Origin of the sequence: Pseudomonas sp. PDM09 (genome assembly GCF_014852305.1) — a bacterium.
GTDB lineage: Bacteria > Pseudomonadota > Gammaproteobacteria > Pseudomonadales > Pseudomonadaceae > Aquipseudomonas.
In genome coordinates, this window is sequence record NZ_JACVBI010000013.1 from 1 (window position 1) to 18,948 (window position 18,948).

The window sequence follows — 18,948 nt, forward strand, 5'->3', positions numbered from 1 at the left end:
TCCCGAACTCAGCAGTGAAACGATGCATCGCCGATGGTAGTGTGGGGTTTCCCCATGTGAGAGTAGGTCATCGTCAAGATTAAATTCCGAAACCCCTATCTGCGTATGCAGGTAGGGGTTTTGTTTTAGTAGAAGTCACCGATTTTGCTGGCACGTTACCGCTGTAACGGGCTGGTCACAGAATTTCTTGACGACCATAGAGCATTGGAACCACCTGATCCCATCCCGAACTCAGCAGTGAAACGATGCATCGCCGATGGTAGTGTGGGGTTTCCCCATGTGAGAGTAGGTCATCGTCAAGATTGAATTCCGAAACCCCTGTCTGCTTATGCAGACAGGGGTTTTGTCTTTCTGGGCTATAGAAACCTCAATCTGGAATGGGGCACATCCTGCTCTTACGTGCCTTGCTACTTCTTCGAGCCAGCAACTTGCGCCACCAGATATAGATTCCCGTCACCGACAGTACTGCAATCAAAACCCCCAACAACGCGATCATCACTTGCCCGGTGAGCCCAATGATCCGCCCTCCGTGTATAGGCAATTGCAGCCGATAAAAGCGCTCCCCCAAGGTGCCTTGCCCTGCAATTTCCTGTCCCAGTAAACGCCCGTCCGTGCCATGGAAGAACAGCCAGGACTTTCCATGGGCCTCGGTATCATGTTGCCCAAACCCTGCCCCATAAAAGTTGTACTCAAAGCTGTAATACAACTCCCCGATTGCAGCGGTCAGCCCCAGCCTTTGCCCTTCCTGCAGCGCACGTTCATAAGCCTGTTGATAACTCAGCCGCGTAACTCCCAACTCCTCAGCAGGCATGCGTCCGCGGGCCTCGTAAACGCTCGGCTCAATCGGCGAAAACAGTGAAACCACAGGCTTGAAGACCTGACTCGGCAGGTTCATGGCGACACTGCTGACCGCAATCGGTAGCAGCAACAACCAAAGCCACAACCCACCCGCCCGATGCAGGTCAAAATTCAGCCGGTAGGCATGCCCACCCTTGATCTTCCAGGCCGTCGACCATTTCTTCCAGAACGGTTTCCCACGTGGAAGCGTCAGCCAAAGCGCAATGAAACAATCGACAACCCAAGCGATCGCGACCAGTCCCATTAACAACAATCCCCAGTTATTCGGCAGGACCAGGTTGTAGTGAAACTCCAGAATGAACGGAATGAAGTTCTCCCGCTGAAAGCAGCATTCTCCCCAGAACCGCTGCCCTTTCTGCTCGCCATTGACCGGGTCCAGATAGAACACCTGATTGGGCTCGGCAAAAGGTTTTCCGGTCGCAGGGTCATTGCGCGGTACCGCAGCCAGCAATGCGGTATGACCCTGTTCTGAAGGGTACTCCATGTACCAGACTTGTAGCCGCGGATGCTCCGCTTGCAGCTTGTCGACCAAGGCTCCAGGTGGCAAACGCTGACCTTCGGCAGACGCTGCATAGAACCCCGGATTGAGCCACTCATCCAGCTCATGATTGAACGCCAGGATGCTGCCCGTAAGCCCCGCCATCAGCAGAAACAACGCAGTCGCCAAACCAATGTAGCGATGAAGTAAAACCAGAAATGCACGCATGGAATTTTCCTGCAGAGACGACAAAGCCAGCCCCTGAATTCAGGGGCTGGCTTTTTTGGATAACGAGTCGTTAGAACTGGTAGCTCACGGTAGCGGCGACGTTGCGCTCTTCACCCAGGTAGCAGAAGTTCAGGCTGGCGCAGGAGGCCACGTAGGACTCGTTGGTCAGGTTGTTCGCATTCAGACGTACGTCCACGCCCTTCAAGCCCATCTTGCCCAGGTCATAGCCGACAGACGCATCGAACAGCGTGTAGGACGGCACCTTAAGGGTGTTTTCCGCATCGGCCCAGCTGTAGCCGACATAACGCACGCCGCCGCCCAGACGCAGGCCATCAAGTGCTGCGCTGTCGAACTTGTAGTCCGCCCACACCGATGCCATATGACGTGGCGCCTGAGTCGGCGAGTTGCCCTTGTTTTCGATCACGTCGGTTGCAGTGCTCAACGTACTGATCATCGACTTCGAATACTCGATGTCGGTGAAGGTGTAGCTGCCGAGGACTTTCATGTTATCGGTCAGCTGCATGTGCGCTTCCAGTTCCAGACCCTGGGAGCGGACGGCGCCTACAGCGCGATAGAAGTTTTCCTGCGGCAGTTTGGTCGCCAGGTTTTCCTGATCGATGCGGAACAGCGACGCCGTGAACAAGTTGTCGGTGCCTGGCGGCTGGTACTTCAAGCCCACTTCCCACTGGGTGCCATCGGTCGGTGCCAGAGGATTGCCGGCGCTGTCCGCGTAGGAATTCGGGTTGAACGACTCGGAGTAGCTGATATACGGCGCGATGCCGTTATCGAACAGGTACAGCGCCCCAGCCCGGCCCGTCAGCTTGGTGCGTTCGTCACTGATTTCCGTGCCTACAGGGCGTCCCGCTTCAGCCAGCCGATTTTCATCGGAGGTTTCAACCCAGTCCTGACGCAGGCCCAAAGAGAAGCGCCACTTATCCATCTCGATCAAGTCTTGCAGGTAGACGCCAGTCTGTTCCAGGCGCCGCAGATAGCTGGTCGGGCTGTAGAAGTCGATGGCCGAATTGCCGTACACCGGATTGAACGCATCGATCGGCGCAAGACCGCCACTGGTCCAGTCGACGACCGTCTTGCGCCGCTGGTAGTCCGCGCCCATCAGCACGGTGTGTTTGGTTGCGCCGGTGAAGATCTCGGCTTGCAGCATGTTATCGACGATAAAGGCGTGGAGCTTTTCGTCGCCGCCGGTGTAATAGCGGTTCAACTCGTTACTGGTGGGAGTGGTCCAGCCATAGGCATAAACCTGATCGATCTTCACCTTGGAGTCGAGATAGCGGAAGTTCTGCCGAGCGGTGAGGACGTCGTTGAAGCGATGTTCGAACTGATAACCGAAGGACTGTTGATCACGCTGGAAGCCATCAATGCCCGGCTCGCCTTCGAAGAAGTTGGGAGAGATCCGATTGCCGTTGCGCTGATGGATCGTGCCATCGGCCGGGACGCCGCCGTGATAGCCGCCGTCGGGATCGTGTTGCAGATAGGCTTGCAGCGTCAGCGAGGTATCTTCGGTGAAATCGATGCTCACCGTCGGCGCCAGGGCGAAGCGCTTTTCCTCATTGTGGTCGAACTGTGTGTCGGACTGATCCGCCAACCCTGTCAGCCGATAGGCGATGCGCTTGTCATCATCCACCGGCCCGCTGAAGTCGAAGCCCATGCCGCGCTGACCTTGGGTGCCCACCGTGGCCTGGACCTGATGATAGGGCTCATACAACGGTTTCTTGCTGGTCAACGCCACCAGCCCGCCCGGCGAACTGCGACCGTAGAGTACTGACGACGGCCCTTTGAGAATATCGACTCGTTCGAGGAAATAGGGGTCTACCTGCATGGTGCTGTAGGTGCCGCTGTCACCCATGGATTTGAGGCCATCGAGATAGATGTTATCCACCGAGCCGTCGTTGAAACCGCGCATCGCCACGTAGTCGTAACGGTGGGTCGCGCCGTAAGGGTTGGTCAGCACGCCCGGGGTGTAGCGCATCGCCTGGGACACGGTTTGCGAGCCTTGGTCGTCCATTTGCTCGCGGGTCACCACGGACACGCTTTGTGAGGTTTCCAGCAACGCGGTACTGGTCTTGGTGGCGATCTGGCTGTGCGTTGCGTTGTAGCCATCCATGCTGCCCAGCGCGTTACCCAGGGCGAAGCCTTTGATGTCGGTGGTGGGCAGCGCCAGGGCTTCGGTTTCAGCGACGGGCCGCAGCACATAGCTGCTGCCATCCTGACTGACGGCCACAAGCCCTGTGCCGTTGAGCAAATGACTCAACGCCTGATCCGCCGAATAGTCGCCCTGTAATCCCGGCGATTGAAGGCCCTGAGTTTGAGCCGGTGTCGTCGACAGCGTGATGCCCGCCTGACGCGCGAATTGGTTGAGCACATCGCTCAAGGAGCCGGCGGCGATGTCGTAGCGGTGGCTACTGGCTTCGCTGCCCTGTGCTGCAACGCCAAGTGTCGGCAGCAGGCCGACACCCAATGCGGTCGAGAACAGCGCCGCGCGGATGGCGTGGCGCAATACGCCCGATTCCGCGGCGAAATGGAGAGGGTTCTTAGTGATGGCGCGCACAGTCATTGTAGGTTTCCGTAGGAAGTCGCTGAAGGCAGAGTCGAAGTGCTTACTGACTAAGCCGGACTTGTTCGGAAAACCCGCCAAAAATAATTCAGGCCTGTCGCTCCAGCCTCACCCAATAGCGGGTGCGATAGCGCAGTTGCACCGCCAGGGTTTGCGGCAGGATGGCCAGTAGTTTGTCGGTGTCTTCGAGACGGAAAACCCCGGACAGCCGCAAGTGGGCAATGTCGGCCGCGCAGGTCAGATAGCCGGGACGGTAACGTCCGACTTCATTAATGAAATCCCCGAGGCGCATGTTGCGGGTGACGATCAGGCCATCCACCCAGGCGCCCGCATCCATGTCCTGCGGCGGTGCCAACTGCGCTCGACTCCGATCGATCAGATAACTCTGCCCGGCCTGCACCTGAATCGGCAGGCCATCGGCCGCCCGTGGCGAATGGATTGCGACGACGCCGCTGGTGACGCTGAGCCGCGTGCAGTCGGCGTCCTGACGAACAATGAAGCGCGCCGCCACACTTTCGAACACACCGTGACGGCTTTGCACCCGCAACGGTCGATCAAGCGAAACCCCTCCACTTGCCCCACCGCACGTCACGACGATCTCGCCGCGGGTCAGTTTGATCAGGCGCTGCTGCGCGGTGTAGTCCAGATCCACCGCGCTGGCAGTATTGAGTTCCAGGCGCGAGCCATCCGGTAACTGGAAACCGCGTCGCTCGCCCGTGGCGGTGGCGAAGTCGGCGGTCCACTGTTGCCAGCCGATCGCATCCTTGCCCAGCCATGCCGCCGAACCCATCAAGAACGCGCCCGACAGCAGCTTCAATGCCTGGCGCCGACCCAATCCCTGCGCGCTGTTTTCCAAAGTGTTGAAAGCGACTTGGGCGCCGGGCACCGCGCGCAAATTACTGCTCAACTCGGCTTGCAGGGACTGCACCCGTTGCCAGGCCAGTTCGTGTTCATGGTGTTCCGCCCGCCAGATATCGCATTGCTGGCGCAGTCTGGAATTGGTCGCATTGTTACGCAGACGCAGCAACCAATGGATGGCTTGTTTAACCACCTGCTGATGCGGCGCGCCACGGCGGTTCAGCGCTGAGTTATCCACAGGCATCACGCTTCATACCGCAGCACATAGCAGTGATAAAGCGCGTCAGCCACATAGCGTTCCACCGAACGCAGGGATAATCCCATGTGTTCGGCGATCTGCTTGTGGGTAAGTCCTTCGCACTGGGCCAGCAGAAATGCCTGACGCACTTTCGGCTTCAGGCCTTCAAGCATACGGGCGATGCTTTCCAGCAACTCGAGCAGCAATGCCCGCGCCTCGGCGCTCGGGGTTTCGGCCTCAGGCAAATGGGCGATGGTTTCCAGGTACGCGCGCTCGATTTCCTCACGACGCCAATGGTCGATCACCAGGCCGCGGGCAATGGTTCGTAGAAAAGCGCGGGGGGCCTTGAGCTCCAGGCGTTCGGTTCTTTGCAGCAGCCGGACGAACGTGTCCTGAGCCAGATCCGCCGCATCGGTTGCATTGCCCAATCGCGCACGTAGCCACGTGTTGAGCCACCCGTGATGGCTGCTGTAAAGCGCCTGTACTGCAAACTCAGGTGAAGACATGAACGCGATAGCCCGACGGCACAAATGATAATTAGTCGCATTGTCATCAAGGGTCGGAAAATTTGCAACTGCCGTTCGAGCAACCGTCAGTAAACACCCCTGCTTGGGCGCTCTAGGATGCCGTTCGGCGGGTATCTGACGGGTTTCGTACAAATCCCTAAGATTTCTCCCGCTCGTGCCGACAGACTGGTGAGACATGCGTGCACCAAAGTAGAGCGGCCCAAGAATGCCGTCTGCGCGGTTACATGGAATGTTGAAACCGGAACGCATCCCCACTTTTTGCATAAGAAGCCCATGAAATGAATCTCAAGTTCAGCCATAAAATCCTGCTGGCCGCTTCAGGCGTCGTGGTGCTGGCTTTTGCGTTGTTCACTTTGTACAACGACTATTTGCAGCGAAACACCATTCGGCAAAACCTCGAGTCTTCCGTTGAGCAAGCCGGCGAGCTGACCGCCAGCAGCGTGCAGAACTGGATGAGCGGCCGGGTGCTGGTCCTGGAAAACCTCGCGCAGAACATCGCTCATCAAGGCGCCAATGCCGATTTGCCGGGGCTGGTCGATCAACCTGCCCTCACCTCGAACTTCCAGTTCACCTACGTCGGGCAGGCCAATGGTGTGTTCACCCAGCGCCCTGACGCGAAGATGCCGGACGGCTACGATCCGCGTCAGCGTCCCTGGTACAAACAAGCCGTGGTCGCCGACAAGACCATGCTGACCCCGCCTTACATGGCAGCGGTCGGGGGGTTAGTGGTGACCATCGCCATGCCGGTGAAAAAGCAAGGCGAACTGCTGGGCGTCGTCGGCGGCGACTTGAGTCTGGAAACCCTGGTGAAGATCATCAACTCGGTGGACTTCGGTGGCATCGGTCACGCGTTCCTCGTCAGCGCCGACGGTCAGGTGATCGTTAGCCCGGACAAGGATCAGGTGATGAAGAACCTGAAAGACATCTATCCGGGCTCCAGTGTCCGTATCGGGAAAGGCAATCAGGAAGTAGAACTGAACAAGCAGGACCGCATCCTCTCGTTCACGCCGGTGAGTGGTTTGCCAAATGCCGAGTGGTACATCGGTCTGTCGATCGACAAGGCCAAGGCCTACGCACCACTGAGCCAGTTCCGCACCTCGGCGCTGATCGCGATGTTCATCGCCGTGACCGCCATTGCAGTGCTGCTGAGTCTGTTGATCAGCGTGCTGATGCGTCCGCTGACCACAATGGGTCGTGCGATGCAGGACATTGCTCAGGGCGAGGGCGACCTGACCCGGCGTCTGGTGGTAGAAAGCAAAGACGAGTTCGGCGAGTTGGGCGGCTCTTTCAATCAGTTTGTGGAGCGGATTCACGCGTCGATTTGCGAAGTGTCCTCGGCGACCCGTCAGGTGCATGACCTGTCGCAACGGGTGATGGCATCGTCCAATGCTTCGATCATCGGCTCCGACGAACAAAGCGCCCGCACCAACAGTGTGGCCGCGGCGATCAACCAATTGGGCGCCGCCACACAGGAAATCGCCCGCAACGCCGCCGATGCTTCGCAACACGCCAGCGGCGCGAGCGAGCAGGCCGATGACGGTCGTCAGGTGGTGGAAAAAACCATCCTGGCCATGACCGAGCTGTCGCAGAAAATCAGCCTGTCCTGCACGCAGATCGAAACCCTGAACGCGAGCACCGACAACATCGGCCACATTCTCGATGTGATCAAAGGCATTTCCCAGCAGACCAATTTGCTGGCGCTCAACGCGGCCATCGAAGCGGCCCGTGCCGGTGAGGCCGGTCGTGGTTTTGCGGTGGTGGCGGACGAGGTGCGTAACCTGGCTCATCGCACCCAGGAATCGGCGGAAGAGATCCACAAGATGATCAGCTCGCTGCAGATCGGTTCTCGCGAAGCGGTGACCACGATGAATGCCAGTCAGGCATCCAGCGAGCAGAGTGTCGAAGTGGCGAACCAGGCCGGCCTGCGTCTGGTCAGCGTGACCCAGCGTATCGGCGAAATCGACGGCATGAACCAGTCGGTGGCCGCAGCGACCGAAGAGCAGACCGCCGTGGTGGAAACCCTCAACGTCGACGTCAACCAGATCAACCTGTTGAACCAGCAGAGCGTGGCCAACCTCAATGAAACATTGAAGGATTGCGATGCGCTGTCCCAGCAGGCCAATCGGTTGAAGCAGTTGGTTGATAGTTTCAAGATCTGATTCAAATCAGTTCTACCGCGTTATCGTTCAATCGCGAGCAGGCTCGCTCCCACATAGAATTTTCCGTGATCACTACATTTGTGAACGACTGAGAACCCCTGTGGGAGCGAGCCTGCTCGCGATAGCGGAGTACCAGTCACCGCTGAACTGAAGCCCTACACAAACAGCTTCAACACATTCCCCATCGCCTCATCGGCAAACCCCTGAAGAAAATCCTTGAACCCCGGCAGGGCTTCGGAACCGCCTTGAGCCGGTTCAGCGATGATGGTCCAGATCGCCCGCGACTTGCCTGCTCCCAAGGATTCAACGCTCATCGTCGCCCACAAATTGCCGATGCCCAAGGTGTTGTAGATGAGGGTCCAGGTCATGTTCATTGCCTGGTCGTCCCGAGAGTTGAGCTGCTCGACCACCAGATGGTTGTCGTCCTTGAAGAATTTCTTGCGCAGCGACGACACGCCTTCGCCCGTCATCTCGATGTGCGACAGCGCCGGAATGAATCGATCGAAGCCGGCAAAGTTACCGACCACCGCCCAGACCTGTGCCGCATCGGCCGGTACATCCACCGAAGACACAACGTGGCAGCCGTGAGGATTTTTGATCAGGGTATCGGGTTGCAGAGTATTCATGGTTTTGCTCCGTGCAGGGTTAGGGTGAATCAGATGAAGTTGATTTCTTTGAGGTAGTCGCAGCCGCGCCGCAGCAGCGCCGGGGATTTTTCCGGGTAATGCGTGCCCATCTGCCGGACGCCGGCCTGGGCGTTGTCGTGGCCGATCATCGAGATGTCGCCGATGTCTTCCTCGAAGCCGTTGAGGTAGAAGCCCAGCACGCCAAACAGTGCGTTTTCGCTGTCGACCCGGCCCAGTTGCTGCTGCCAGTCGGCGACGCTGACCATGGCGAACTCCCGGCCGGCCTCGCGAAATGACGCTACGTAGGAATCCCAGCTCAGGGGCTCGGGGTTGTGCAGGTTGAATACGGCTTTTTCGGCCTGGTAACGGCTGGCGTGGAAGGCGATGAATCGGGCGAGGAAATCCACCGGCATCAGGTCGAAATTCAGCGCCAGTTCCGGCACCTGGCCGAGCTGGATCGAGCCCTTGAGCATCAGCATCAAGCGATTCTTGTGGGGCTGGCAGACACCGGTGAGGCTGTTGAAGCTGATGTTGCCGGGGCGATAAAGATTGACCCGCACCCCACGCTCCCGCGCCCGTTCGAGGATCCGCTCGCCGACCCATTTGGACAGGTTGTAGCCGTTCTTGATGTAGATCGGCGGTGTCTGCGCGGCGGGCAGTTCCAGTACCCGGCCATCGTCGGAGATCGTGCTGGACGCCGAGAGCGTCGATACGAAGTTGAAGATCTTCTTGCTGCGCCCTTCACACAGGCGCAGGCACTCGAAAATCGGCTCGACGTTATCCCGCGCCAACGACTCGTAATCGAGGACGTGATTGACGTTGGCGGCGTTGTGCACCAGCGCGCCGAAGGTGCGGTCGATGCGTGCGTAAACGTCGTCCGGCAAACCCAATTGCGGTTGGGTGATGTCGGCGGCGTAAACGCTGACCCGGCTCAGGTCCAGATGGGTGAGACGGTTATCCCGCAGGGCCTGGGCGAAACGTTCGGCCGCGCTTTGTCCGCCGGACTCACGCACCAGGCACGCGACCTCGGTGGCGCCCCAGGCCAGCAAAGCTTCGACGATGTGTACCCCGAGAAAGCTGTTGGCACCGGTCACCAGCACTTTATGCACATCACCGCACTGGCTGATCGGTAGCGGATCGAGGTTGAGTTCGGCTTCGGCATCGATGAAGGCCTGGGGGCTGAGCGTCGAAGCTGCGCTTTGCTCGGGGCCATCGAGCAGCTTGGCGAGGGTCAGCAACGTAGGCGCTTCGATGAAGCGATTGATCGACAGGCTGCGACCGAACACCTGGCGGATGCTCAGCAGCAGCTGTGACAGCAGAATCGAATGCCCGCCCAGGTTGAAGAAGCTTTCATCGGTGGCAATCTCCTCGACCGGCAGCTCAAGCAACTCGGACCACAGCTGGCGCAACTGCATCTGCAACGGGGTCTGCGGCTGGCGCCGCTGACTGGCGACCTGGACCTGTCCCGAGGTCGCGAGCAGAGCCCGTCGATCGACCTTGCCGTTACTGGTGTATGGCAGGCGTGGCAGTTCAATGTAGGCGCTGGGGTGCATGTAACCGGGCAGCGCGTTTTGCACATGCTCGCGCAAGGCCGAGAGGGCGGTGCCTGGCTGCTCTTCCCTGGGGTGAACCAGGTACGCCAGGATTCGCCGCCGTTCATCGACCACCACCGCCACCTGACGAAACAGCTGGCTTTCGCGCAGGCAATGCTCGATTTCCTCGGGCTCTACCCGAAAGCCCCGAATCTTCACCTGATTATCACGACGGCCACTCAGCTCGATCCCGTCGTCGGTCCACTGGCCGATATCGCCGGTGCGATAAACCCGCAACGCCTGCCCGTTGGGCAGTGTCAGGTTGAGGTAGCGCGCCGCTGTCAGCGCCGGGTCGTTCAGATAACCAAGGCCGACGCCCGGCCCGGCGATGTACAGCTCGCCGGGTGTGCCTTGGGGCACTGGTTGCAGTTGCTCATCCAGAATCAACACCCGGGCATTGGCGATGGGGATGCCGAGATTGCGATTGCTATCGCTGACGCAAAATTGCCGCGTGGTGGCCAACACCGTGGTTTCGGTCGGGCCATAAATATTGTGGAATCGACATTGTGGTGCGAGCTGTTCAATCACGAACGGCTCGCAGACATCGCCACCGGTAATCAAGTGCTCAAGGCCCAGCGGTGCTTGCAACGGCATGACGCTCAGCAGCGCCGGTGGCAGGAAGGCGTGGGTCACTTGCTGCCCGCCAATCAACTCGACCAATTGCTGTGGATCGCGGCGCTGGTCGTCGCTGGGCACCACCAGCAGCGCACCGTGGATAAAGGTCGGCAAGATATCCAGCAGCGACGCGTCGAAATTGATGGTGGAAAACTGCAACGACCGACTGCTGCGCTGTAACCCGACATGGTCGGCGTACCAGGCACAGAAATGGCTGAGGTTGCGATGGCTGAGCAACACGCCTTTGGGCTGGCCGGTGGTGCCCGAGGTATAGATCGCCACGGCCGGTTCGTCGATGTTCACTGTGCGGCGGATCAGCGAGGCCGGGAGGCCGGGTTTGGGCGAAGGCAGACGGCGAATGTCCAGCATCGGCAGCGAGACGTCGCCCAACTCGCTGGCGCCGTCGTGCAACAGCAGGTCTGCGTTGGCGTTTTCCAGAATGAAGCGCCGACGTTGTGCCGGATGCTGCGGGTCCAGCGGCAGGTACACCGCGCCGCAACCCAGCACCGCCAGAATCGCCGCGTACAGTTGCAGCGACTTGGGCAGGCACACGCCGATCACCACCGGTCGGTCGGTTACGTCGCGATGGCGCAGCATGTCCAGCATCGGTTGTTGCAAGCTCAACGCCAGGCTGCGCAAAGCCTTGTAGTGGACAAGCGAGTCCTCGACCCACAAGGCCGGCCGCGTTGCGTCATCGAGCATGTGCTGCTCAATGCTGTGCATCACCGGCACTTGGGCGGCGGCCAGCAGCCACGGCACCGCGGGCGCATTGAGGCGGTGTTCGAAGGCCAGCATCTCCAGTGCATCAAGCCCATGCAATAGTGGGGCGGCAACGCCGACCTCCGCCGTGGGCCAATGATCGAAACAGGCCTCATCCCGGGAAAACTGGCTGACCAGCCGTGCGCCGCTTTCGACTACCGCTGCCAGTGCGCGCAGGCGCAGGGACTGGCCGTTGCCGCCGCTTTCAAGAGCGATAACCTGCCGCCATAACAGTCGTTGCGCACCGTCGCGAAAAACCACCACCGGCTGCGGCAACACCTCATCCGGCAGGGCATCAAGTGCTACGCGTACTTCCAGGCGAGACCGGGCCTGGAGGGCGCAAGGCGCCGTCCCGTCGTCGATTAACAAATCCACCGGGCCGTGATTGGCCGGCGATTCAATACGCACGACACCATGGCCGTGCAGTTCAAGTTCAAGGGCCAGTTCGGCCATTGCCTGGCTGCTGCCAGACACTGCAATTTCAAGGCGTCTCATGGACGGATCCTCAGGGGGTCAGGTAGTCGGCCAGGGCGTCGCGCACGCAGGGGGAGGCGAGCATCGAACTGCTGCGAAAGAAGCGCGTGATGTTGCCCACCAGCGGATGAAATCGGTTGATGGGGTAGGCCAGCGCACTGGCGTCTTCACACAGCGACTGGCGTACCGATTCATCGACGGGCAGGTGAGCGATCAGCTCGAAATCGAACGCCTGCTGCAGATCGCTCGCCAGATACTGGGCGATGAAACCCGGCATCAGTCGCGCTATCGCATGGCGGTCCTCTTCGGGGGCGGTGCGCCAGTACATCTGCACCAGCCGCGTCCAGAAACCGGCGTGACGTCCCTCATCCATAAGGTGGTCGGCCATCAAACCCTTGATCGAAGCCTTGACCGAATCGTCCCGGGCGAAGGCCGCCACTTCATTGGTCACGGTATTTTCGGCAATGGCGATGCAGATCAGCTCTACGGCGCTGAGCAGGTGCTTCGGTGCCTGGGCCAGCGTCGCCGGTATCGCGCGGCTGAGTTCGATCTGCATGGGCAACGGGATCGGTGCGATACCGGTCATGTCGATGGTCTGCTGCATGAAATCCATCGCCACCAGTGCGTGGTAATCCTCGTCTACCACGACCGTCATCGCGTCGTAGCGGCAGGCGAACGGGAACTCAATGCCGAAGCTGTTCTTGGCGATGCGGCGGGCGGTGTTGTCCACCAGCTCGGTCTCGAAAATCACCACGTCGTTGATGAACTTGTAGAGGCTCTGCACCAGCACAAAGTCGCGCAGCTGCGGGCAGTGGCTGAGAAAGGTCTGGCTGTGGACCAGGGGTTGGCGGCTCATGGGGAAGATCAGTTTGTCGTCGTCTTCGAGCCGGCGCCGTGGCCGGGTGCGGATCGTGGCGCGGCTTTCCCAGGCGTCAGCGAAGGATTGGTAGTGGACGGCGTTCATGGCGTCACCTGCGCAACCGGTTGGGCCATGCTCTGGCGCAGGCCGTCCCACAGGGCGGCGCGGCTTTGGACAGCGGCGAGCGCGGCGGCCAGAACTTCGGTTTCGCGCTGCGGGTCGCCATCGATCAGCCGTGCCAGCAGTTTTTCCGCCGCCGGGCCGTGGTCTTCGGAATCGACTTCGATGTGCCGTTGCAGGTAGTAACGAAACGTCGGGGCTTGATCCAGGCCAATGCCCCAGGCATCCAGCATGCGCTGGAACATCTGCGGAATGACGCTCTCGCGACCATGCACAAACGCGGCAGCCACGCTGTGCGCTGGGGCGTGCAGGGCGGTGTGCAGGGTCTGGCGGACGAACTCTGCCGCCGCCGGTTCGACCTTGACACTGTCCAGTGCGGTCTGGGGGCTTACGCCTTCCTGCTGCAGCGTAATGAATCGCTTGATGGCCCGGGTGTCCGCGCCGACCTCCTGCATGGCATCCAGATACAATTCGAAGTGGCTGCAATACCCCGCCCCGGGGCGGTCATCCGATTCTTCGCCCAGCACGATTTCGTTGATCAGGCGTGCAGCGTGCGGGTCCGCCGGCGGCAGCCAGGGCAGATGGACACAAGTGAGTTCACGTTGCAGCCGTTTGGTCAGCGACATGAAGTCCCACACTGCGAAAACATGGCTTTCCATAAAACGGCGCAATAAGTTAATTGATGTTATTTCGGAAAAAACCGGGTGTTGACCAAGTTCGCGTTTTTTCAGAAAAAGTTGTTCTTTGGTGGGCTGCATATGAACGTCCTCATCAATGTTGTTTAGCGGTAAGGTCGCCCGCTTTTTTATAAGGGCGAGCGGGTGCCTGAACCGAAGTCCATGGAATATCAAAGTTGTTTAAATATTCGCTCTGAATGCCCGTGCCGGCCTTGCAGGTATTGCCTGGTGGGGCTTTGCCGGAAGCAGGAGCGGTCGATAATGGCTCGACGAAGAAAAAACTAATACACGAAACAAGTAGGCGGCAAGCAAAATTTTAATTATTTGAAGTGGGCAGTTTATTGGGAATGAAGTGGCCTTATAAAACTTTTAATATAAGTTTTATTCGGGCGAAGTGGCTCCTTCCGATTTATATTCATCAGAATTGAATAGATTGAGTGAATACCTCACTCAGAGCACTTCAGGGAACAGGGAATCAAGATTTGATGTTTTATGGGCGGGACATCGGTCGGACTTCCGATTATCCCGCCTGTTGGCGCCGCTCCTTGCGTATTGGCTTCGATTCGCCTGGTTTTCTGTCAGGCGCTGACTTCTTTTGGTCTGTTTGAATCGATAAACGCAAGAGTGAGCCTAAATCAATGGCAGTGCCATTGAACTGATGGCGGCGACCGGTTGCGCGCACGGCTTCGCCGCGCCAGGCAAGAGCGGAGATGGAGAGGGGAATATGTAAGGAAGTGATACGCCGGCCAGGTCGCCGGCGAGCGATTAACGTTTGAGCTGTTGATCCAGATACCGCCGCATGGTGGCGGAGGCTTTTTCCAGGTGCTGCTCCAGCAAGGCAACCGCTTTATCGATGTCTTTGGCCCTCGCGGCCTCGAGCAGTGCGCGATGGTCGTCTTGGGTGAGTTTGCCCAGCCCCATGGACGACAGATGAAAGCGCAGGAAGCGCTCTTCTTCATTGAGCTCTCGTTCGATCAGGCCCAGAAGCTTGCGGTTAGGTGCCTTGTGGTAAAGCGACATGTGAAACAGCCGATTGAGCTTGCCGATCTCGGAGTAATCGGTTTGCGCTTCCAGTTGCTCGATATATTGGTCCGCCCGCGCCAGGTCGCTGTCATCGAGCAGTGGAATGGACAGGCGCAAAGCGAATGACTCCAGCACCGAGCGCAAGGCGTAGGTCTCGACCGCATCGTTGTCGATCAGCGGGGCCACCACGGCGCCTTTGTGCGGGACCACATTAAGCAGTGATTGCGCCTCCAACTGGCGCAATGCCTCACGCACCGGCATGCGGCTTACGCCGAACAGGTCAGCCAGTTCCTGCTGGCGCAGGGCGGTACTGCGCGGCAGGCGTCCGTCCAGGATGGCCGCGCGCAGGGTTTCTTCGATCACCGAGCGTGCCAGATGAGCGGGAATCGGCCCGTTGACCTTGATACTGCTGAGAGGGCTAGGCTTCTGTGTCACAACAAACGCACCCTGATTGGCTGATAAATTCTGGATCCAAATGGACCCTAGTGACTGGCTGACAGGTTGTCAAACGGGCAAAAGATCGCATTACCTTAAAGTCTAGCGTGCCGACGGTGATCTCACTGTGCCATTGTCTTTTACCGGGCTAACCTGCACCATCAACCGACTTCCACCTGCCTACCCTGGATGCCTCGCATTGGCGGTACGTTTCGCGATCCCTCGGACTTTGCGCTGGCTAGGCTGCGCGCTGCTGCTGGCCGGTGTGATGCTGGGCGGGCTGCATGCCGATTGGGATTTTTCGCTGATCAGCCGTCGCGCGCAGGCGTTGTACGGGCCTTTGGGTGAAGGGCAGCAGCGCATCGATGCCTGGCAGCAATTGCTGGCCACGCAGAAGCAGATTGGCGAGCTGGAACAGCTCAACGTGGTCAACCGGTTCTTCAACAGGCAGATGCGCTACGAAGAAGACATCGACCTGTGGCACGAGGTCGATTATTGGGAGACGCCGATCGAAGGCTTATGGAAAGGCGCTGGCGACTGCGAAGACTACGCTATCGCCAAGTATTTCAGCCTGCGCCATCTCGGGGTCTCCAGTGACAAGCTGCGTATCACCTACGTCAAGGCTTTGCGCCTGAACCGCGCGCATATGGTCCTGACCTACTATTCGAGCCCGGAGGCCATGCCTTTGGTGCTCGACAGCCTGATCGACGCGATCAAGCCCGCCAGCCAGCGAACCGATTTGCTGCCGGTCTACTCTTTCAATGCCGAAGGGTTGTGGTTGCCGGGTGCCAAGGGCAACAAAAAGGTCGGAGACACCAAACGCCTGTCCCGCTGGCAGGATGTGTTGAAGAAAATGCAGGCCGAAGGTTTTCCGGTCGAGACGACTAACTAGGAGCACGCGCTCAGATGTCCTTGTTCAAACAGCTGTTGATCGCTATCTGTCTGTTCCTGGTGGTCGCCTTCACCGGCAGCTTCATGGTCAGTCTGGAAAGCTCGCGTACCCAGTACGTCAATCAGTTGCGCTCCCATGCCCAGGATGCAGCCACGGCGTTGGCGCTGTCCCTGACGCCGAACATCGATGACCCGGCGATGGTCGAGCTGCTGGTCAGTTCGATCTTCGACAGCGGTTATTACGCGAGCATCCGTGTGGTCGATCTGACCAACGACAAGACAATTGTCGAGCGCAGCGGCATCCCGGCGGTCACCAACGTGCCGGACTGGTTCGTCAAACTGATCGGCCTGGAACCGGCCGGTGGCGACGCGCTTGTCAGCCGAGGATGGGAGCAGGCCGCGCGGGTCGAGGTGGTCAGCCATCCGATGTTCGCGTTGGCCAAGTTGTGGCAGAGCGCGTTGGGCAGCCTTGGCTGGTTGCTGATCTGCGGCGCGGTGAGTGCGGTGCTGGGCGCGCTGTTGCTGCGCCGGCAACTGAAGCCGCTCGATTACATGGTCAAGCAATCCCACGCCATTGCTCGCCGCGAATTCCTCAGCCTGCCGGAACTGCCGCGCACCCCGGAACTGCGTCGGGTGGTGCAGGCCATGAACCAGATGGTCGAGAAGCTCAAGGCGCTGTTCCAGGAGCAGGCCGAACGCAGTGAAAAACTGCGGGCCGAGTCCTATCAGGACAACCTGACCGGCCTGGCCAACCGGCGCTATTTCGAAATGCAATTGAACGCGCGAGTGAGCAATGCCGAGCAGGCCAGTTCCGGCTATTTGCTGCTGTTGCGGGTCAAGGATCTGGCTGGTTTGAACCAGCGGCTGGGTGGTCAGCGCACCGATGAGTTGTTGAAAGCGGTGGGCGAGCAGTTGTCCCGTGAGTGCGCCAGGTACCCGGAAACCCAGAACCTCGTCACGCGCATTCGTGGCGGTGAATTCGCCGTGCTGGCGCCGGGGCAGGTGCGCGAAGAAGCGCTGCAACTGGCGAGTAACCTCGACAGTGCCTTGGCGAGCCTGCATGCGACGGGCGCCACGGACGTCGCTTCGGTAGCCTCGATCGGGCTGGCGCCGTTTGCCCATGGCGACTCGCCGCAAGCAGTGATCGGGTTGGCGGATCAGGCGTTGGCCCAGGCGGAAAGTCAGGGCGAACCAAGCTGGGCGTGCCTCGATCACAGTGCATCGGCCCGGGTTGGCGATGACCATCATGCCTGGCACACCTTGCTCGATCAGGCGTTGGATCAGCAGCGTTTCGAGCTGTACTTCCAGCCGGTGGTGGCCAGCCACGACACGCAGGTGGTGCTGCATTACAAAGTGCTGTCGCGTCTGCTCGACGAGCAAGGTCAGACCATTCCCGCCGGGCGTTTCCTGCCGTGGCTCGAGCGTTTCGGCTGGACCGCGCGGCTGGACCGTTTGATGTTGGAACTAGTGCTTGAGCAGATGGCCGAGCATGAAGAGTCGCTGGCGCTGAACCTGTCTTCGGCGACACTGGCGGATCCGCAGGCGCTGAACAAAGTGTTCGAGATCCTGCGTCAGCATTCGAATCTCGGGGAACGACTGACTTTGGAAATCGGCGAAGAGCAATTGCCCGAGCAAGCGGTGTTGGAACAGCTGACGCGGCGTCTGCGCGAGCTTGGGTTCTCGTTGAGTCTGCAACGCTTTGGTGGGCGTTTCAGCATGATCGGCAATCTGGCGCGGCTGGGGTTGGCGTATCTGAAAATCGATGGCAGTTACATCCGGGCGATTGATCAGGAGAGTGATAAGCGCCTGTTCATCGAGGCGATTCAGCGGGCTGCGCACAGCATTGATTTGCCACTGATTGCCGAGCGGGTCGAGACCGAAGGGGAGTTGGCGGTGATTCGTGAGATGGGGTTGTATGGGGTTCAGGGGCAGTTGTTTGGTGAGCCGAAGCCTTGGCAGTAGCCCACTGATCGTTCCCACGCTCTGCGTGGGAATGCAGCCTGTGACGCTCCGCGTCACAACGGTGTCAGGCGCAACGTCGGCGGTGGGGCTGGAACGCGGAGCGTCCCTTGAGGCATTCCCACGCAGAGCGTGGGAACGATTACCGCTAGCGAAGTCCTAGGAGATTTCCTTCAAGTTGTAGCGGTGTTGGTGCACTTGTCCGGGCTCAGGCTCAGGGCTAGTCTGGCTTTTTGGCGGCTGCGCGCAGGAGATTCTCGGATCTGCTGGGTGTCCTAAATAGTCCCGGTCTTGCACACCTGCGCATGGCCGCCACCTCTTTACCGTGTCCCTCGACATCGACACCGAAGCCCCGAGCATCAACGCTGTGCAGTTGTTGGTGGAACGGGCGCTGGATCATCTTGAATCGCCGCAGATGTAGGCTCGGGCCGAGGTTTAGCAGTTAAATCTGTGGTGAACTGAAGGCCGCCATCGCGAGCAGGCTCGCTCCCACATTGGATCTCAGTCGTTCACAGATGCTGTGTTCACTGAAGATCAACTGTGGGAGCGAGCCTGCTCGCGATGGCGTCAGTAAAGGCAACATGAAGGCGGGGCGTTAGATCAACCCCGTCTCATCATCATCGATCAATTGGCTCAACCCGCCCAACGCTTCACGGGCCTGGGTCCGGTCCATCAGCTTGGCCTGCGCGGCCGGCGGCAGGTCGGTGACGCGGATCACGCCTTTTTGGGTCAGCACCTGAATCAAGTCGTCGAGTACCCGGATCATTTCCAGGTCGCTCTGCTTGAGCTGCTTGAGGCTGGTCTCAACCACTTCGTGGGCAAACCAGGCCTGGATTTCATGGTGGTCGGCCGGCAGCGTTTCCGTGGCCTCGGTGTAGGCCGTGGCTTCCACGCGCACTAACTGACCTTGCGCATCGCGTTGCACGTAAAACATTGAGCATCCCTCGGAAATGGACCAGCGTCGTGCTGTCAGCAGCATAGGCCAACGCAGGCGAGTATG

Annotated in this window: 13 protein-coding genes and 1 rRNA gene; 4 read left to right on the forward strand and 10 right to left on the reverse strand. The window is 59.4% G+C overall.

Annotation, left to right across the window (positions count from 1 at the left end):
* The first annotated feature begins 186 nt into the window (after nt 1–186).
* Nucleotides 187–302 (forward strand): 5S ribosomal RNA (gene rrf / locus IB250_RS26145).
* A gap of 65 nt (nt 303–367) precedes the next feature.
* Here rrf and IB250_RS26150 read toward each other — a convergent pair.
* The 4 genes from IB250_RS26150 to IB250_RS26165 form a co-directional block, all read right to left on the reverse strand.
* Nucleotides 368–1,564 carry a PepSY-associated TM helix domain-containing protein gene (locus IB250_RS26150; protein WP_192346376.1) on the reverse strand — a complete coding sequence of 399 codons (1,197 nt, stop codon included), beginning with the start codon at nt 1,562–1,564 and terminating at the stop codon, nt 368–370.
* Nucleotides 1,565–1,634: 70 nt separating this feature from the next.
* Nucleotides 1,635–4,136 (reverse strand): TonB-dependent siderophore receptor, encoded by a 2,502-nt coding sequence (locus IB250_RS26155; RefSeq protein ID WP_192346378.1) that lies wholly within the window; start codon nt 4,134–4,136, stop codon nt 1,635–1,637.
* An 88-nt stretch (nt 4,137–4,224) separates the two neighbouring features.
* On the reverse strand, nt 4,225–5,238 hold the full coding sequence (locus IB250_RS26160) for a FecR domain-containing protein (RefSeq protein WP_192346380.1): 1,014 nt from the start codon (nt 5,236–5,238) through the stop codon (nt 4,225–4,227).
* Nucleotides 5,238–5,738, reverse strand: a complete 501-nt coding sequence (locus IB250_RS26165) for a sigma-70 family RNA polymerase sigma factor (protein ID WP_192346382.1) — start codon at nt 5,736–5,738, stop codon at nt 5,238–5,240. The genes IB250_RS26160 and IB250_RS26165 overlap by 1 nt, the downstream gene beginning before the upstream one ends.
* A 299-nt stretch (nt 5,739–6,037) precedes the next feature.
* Between IB250_RS26165 and IB250_RS26170 the strand changes: the two genes are divergently transcribed.
* The gene (locus IB250_RS26170; protein WP_192346384.1) at nt 6,038–7,918 is read left to right on the forward strand and encodes a methyl-accepting chemotaxis protein; all 1,881 of its coding nucleotides are present in this window, start codon (nt 6,038–6,040) and stop codon (nt 7,916–7,918) included.
* A gap of 155 nt (nt 7,919–8,073) precedes the next feature.
* Here IB250_RS26170 and IB250_RS26175 read toward each other — a convergent pair whose 3' ends face one another.
* From IB250_RS26175 to IB250_RS26195, 5 genes are all read right to left on the reverse strand, one after another.
* Complete coding sequence (locus IB250_RS26175; protein WP_192346385.1) at nt 8,074–8,544, reverse strand: SRPBCC family protein; 471 nt, start codon at nt 8,542–8,544, stop codon at nt 8,074–8,076.
* Between the two features lie 29 nt (nt 8,545–8,573).
* A complete protein-coding gene (locus IB250_RS26180; RefSeq protein ID WP_192346387.1) occupies nt 8,574–12,005 on the reverse strand; it encodes a non-ribosomal peptide synthetase in 3,432 nt (1,143 codons plus the stop codon).
* Nucleotides 12,006–12,015: 10 nt separating this feature from the next.
* Entirely contained in the window at nt 12,016–12,948 is a 933-nt protein-coding gene (locus tag IB250_RS26185; protein WP_192346389.1) for a diiron oxygenase, read from the reverse strand.
* Nucleotides 12,945–13,721, reverse strand: coding sequence for a DUF3050 domain-containing protein (locus IB250_RS26190; protein WP_192346391.1), 777 nt, complete (start codon nt 13,719–13,721; stop codon nt 12,945–12,947). Before IB250_RS26190 ends, IB250_RS26185 begins: the two co-directional genes overlap by 4 nt.
* Before the next feature lie 684 nt (nt 13,722–14,405).
* On the reverse strand, nt 14,406–15,098 hold the full coding sequence (locus IB250_RS26195) for a GntR family transcriptional regulator (protein ID WP_192346393.1): 693 nt from the start codon (nt 15,096–15,098) through the stop codon (nt 14,406–14,408).
* Nucleotides 15,099–15,297: 199 nt separating this feature from the next.
* Here IB250_RS26195 and lapG point away from each other — a divergent pair, with 199 nt between their 5' ends.
* Both lapG and lapD read left to right on the forward strand, forming a co-directional pair.
* Entirely contained in the window at nt 15,298–15,990 is a 693-nt protein-coding gene (lapG, locus tag IB250_RS26200; protein ID WP_192346395.1) for a cysteine protease LapG, read from the forward strand.
* A gap of 14 nt (nt 15,991–16,004) precedes the next feature.
* Nucleotides 16,005–17,951: a cyclic di-GMP receptor LapD gene (gene lapD, locus IB250_RS26205; RefSeq protein ID WP_192346397.1), complete on the forward strand. Its 1,947-nt coding sequence runs from the start codon at nt 16,005–16,007 to the stop codon at nt 17,949–17,951.
* A 592-nt stretch (nt 17,952–18,543) separates the two neighbouring features.
* Here the strand turns inward: lapD and IB250_RS26210 are convergent.
* Nucleotides 18,544–18,882, reverse strand: coding sequence for a tryptophan synthase subunit beta (locus IB250_RS26210; protein ID WP_192346399.1), 339 nt, complete (start codon nt 18,880–18,882; stop codon nt 18,544–18,546).
* Between the last annotated feature and the right edge of the window lie 66 nt (nt 18,883–18,948).

Bases quoted from the DNA above. Each gene is read 5' to 3' on its own strand.
- IB250_RS26160 (WP_192346380.1), bottom strand. From the start codon at position 5,238: ATGCCTGTGGATAACTCAGCGCTGAACCGCCGTGGCGCGCCGCATCAG.
- lapD (WP_192346397.1), top strand. From the start codon at position 16,005: ATGTCCTTGTTCAAACAGCTGTTGATCGCTATCTGTCTGTTCCTGGTG.
- IB250_RS26210 (WP_192346399.1), bottom strand. From the start codon at position 18,882: ATGTTTTACGTGCAACGCGATGCGCAAGGTCAGTTAGTGCGCGTGGAA.
- IB250_RS26150 (WP_192346376.1), bottom strand. From the start codon at position 1,564: ATGCGTGCATTTCTGGTTTTACTTCATCGCTACATTGGTTTGGCGACT.
- IB250_RS26175 (WP_192346385.1), bottom strand. From the start codon at position 8,544: ATGAATACTCTGCAACCCGATACCCTGATCAAAAATCCTCACGGCTGC.
- IB250_RS26185 (WP_192346389.1), bottom strand. From the start codon at position 12,948: ATGAACGCCGTCCACTACCAATCCTTCGCTGACGCCTGGGAAAGCCGC.
- IB250_RS26170 (WP_192346384.1), top strand. From the start codon at position 6,038: ATGAATCTCAAGTTCAGCCATAAAATCCTGCTGGCCGCTTCAGGCGTC.
- IB250_RS26155 (WP_192346378.1), bottom strand. From the start codon at position 4,136: ATGACTGTGCGCGCCATCACTAAGAACCCTCTCCATTTCGCCGCGGAA.
- IB250_RS26180 (WP_192346387.1), bottom strand. From the start codon at position 12,005: ATGAGACGCCTTGAAATTGCAGTGTCTGGCAGCAGCCAGGCAATGGCC.
- IB250_RS26165 (WP_192346382.1), bottom strand. From the start codon at position 5,738: ATGTCTTCACCTGAGTTTGCAGTACAGGCGCTTTACAGCAGCCATCAC.
- IB250_RS26190 (WP_192346391.1), bottom strand. From the start codon at position 13,721: ATGCAGCCCACCAAAGAACAACTTTTTCTGAAAAAACGCGAACTTGGT.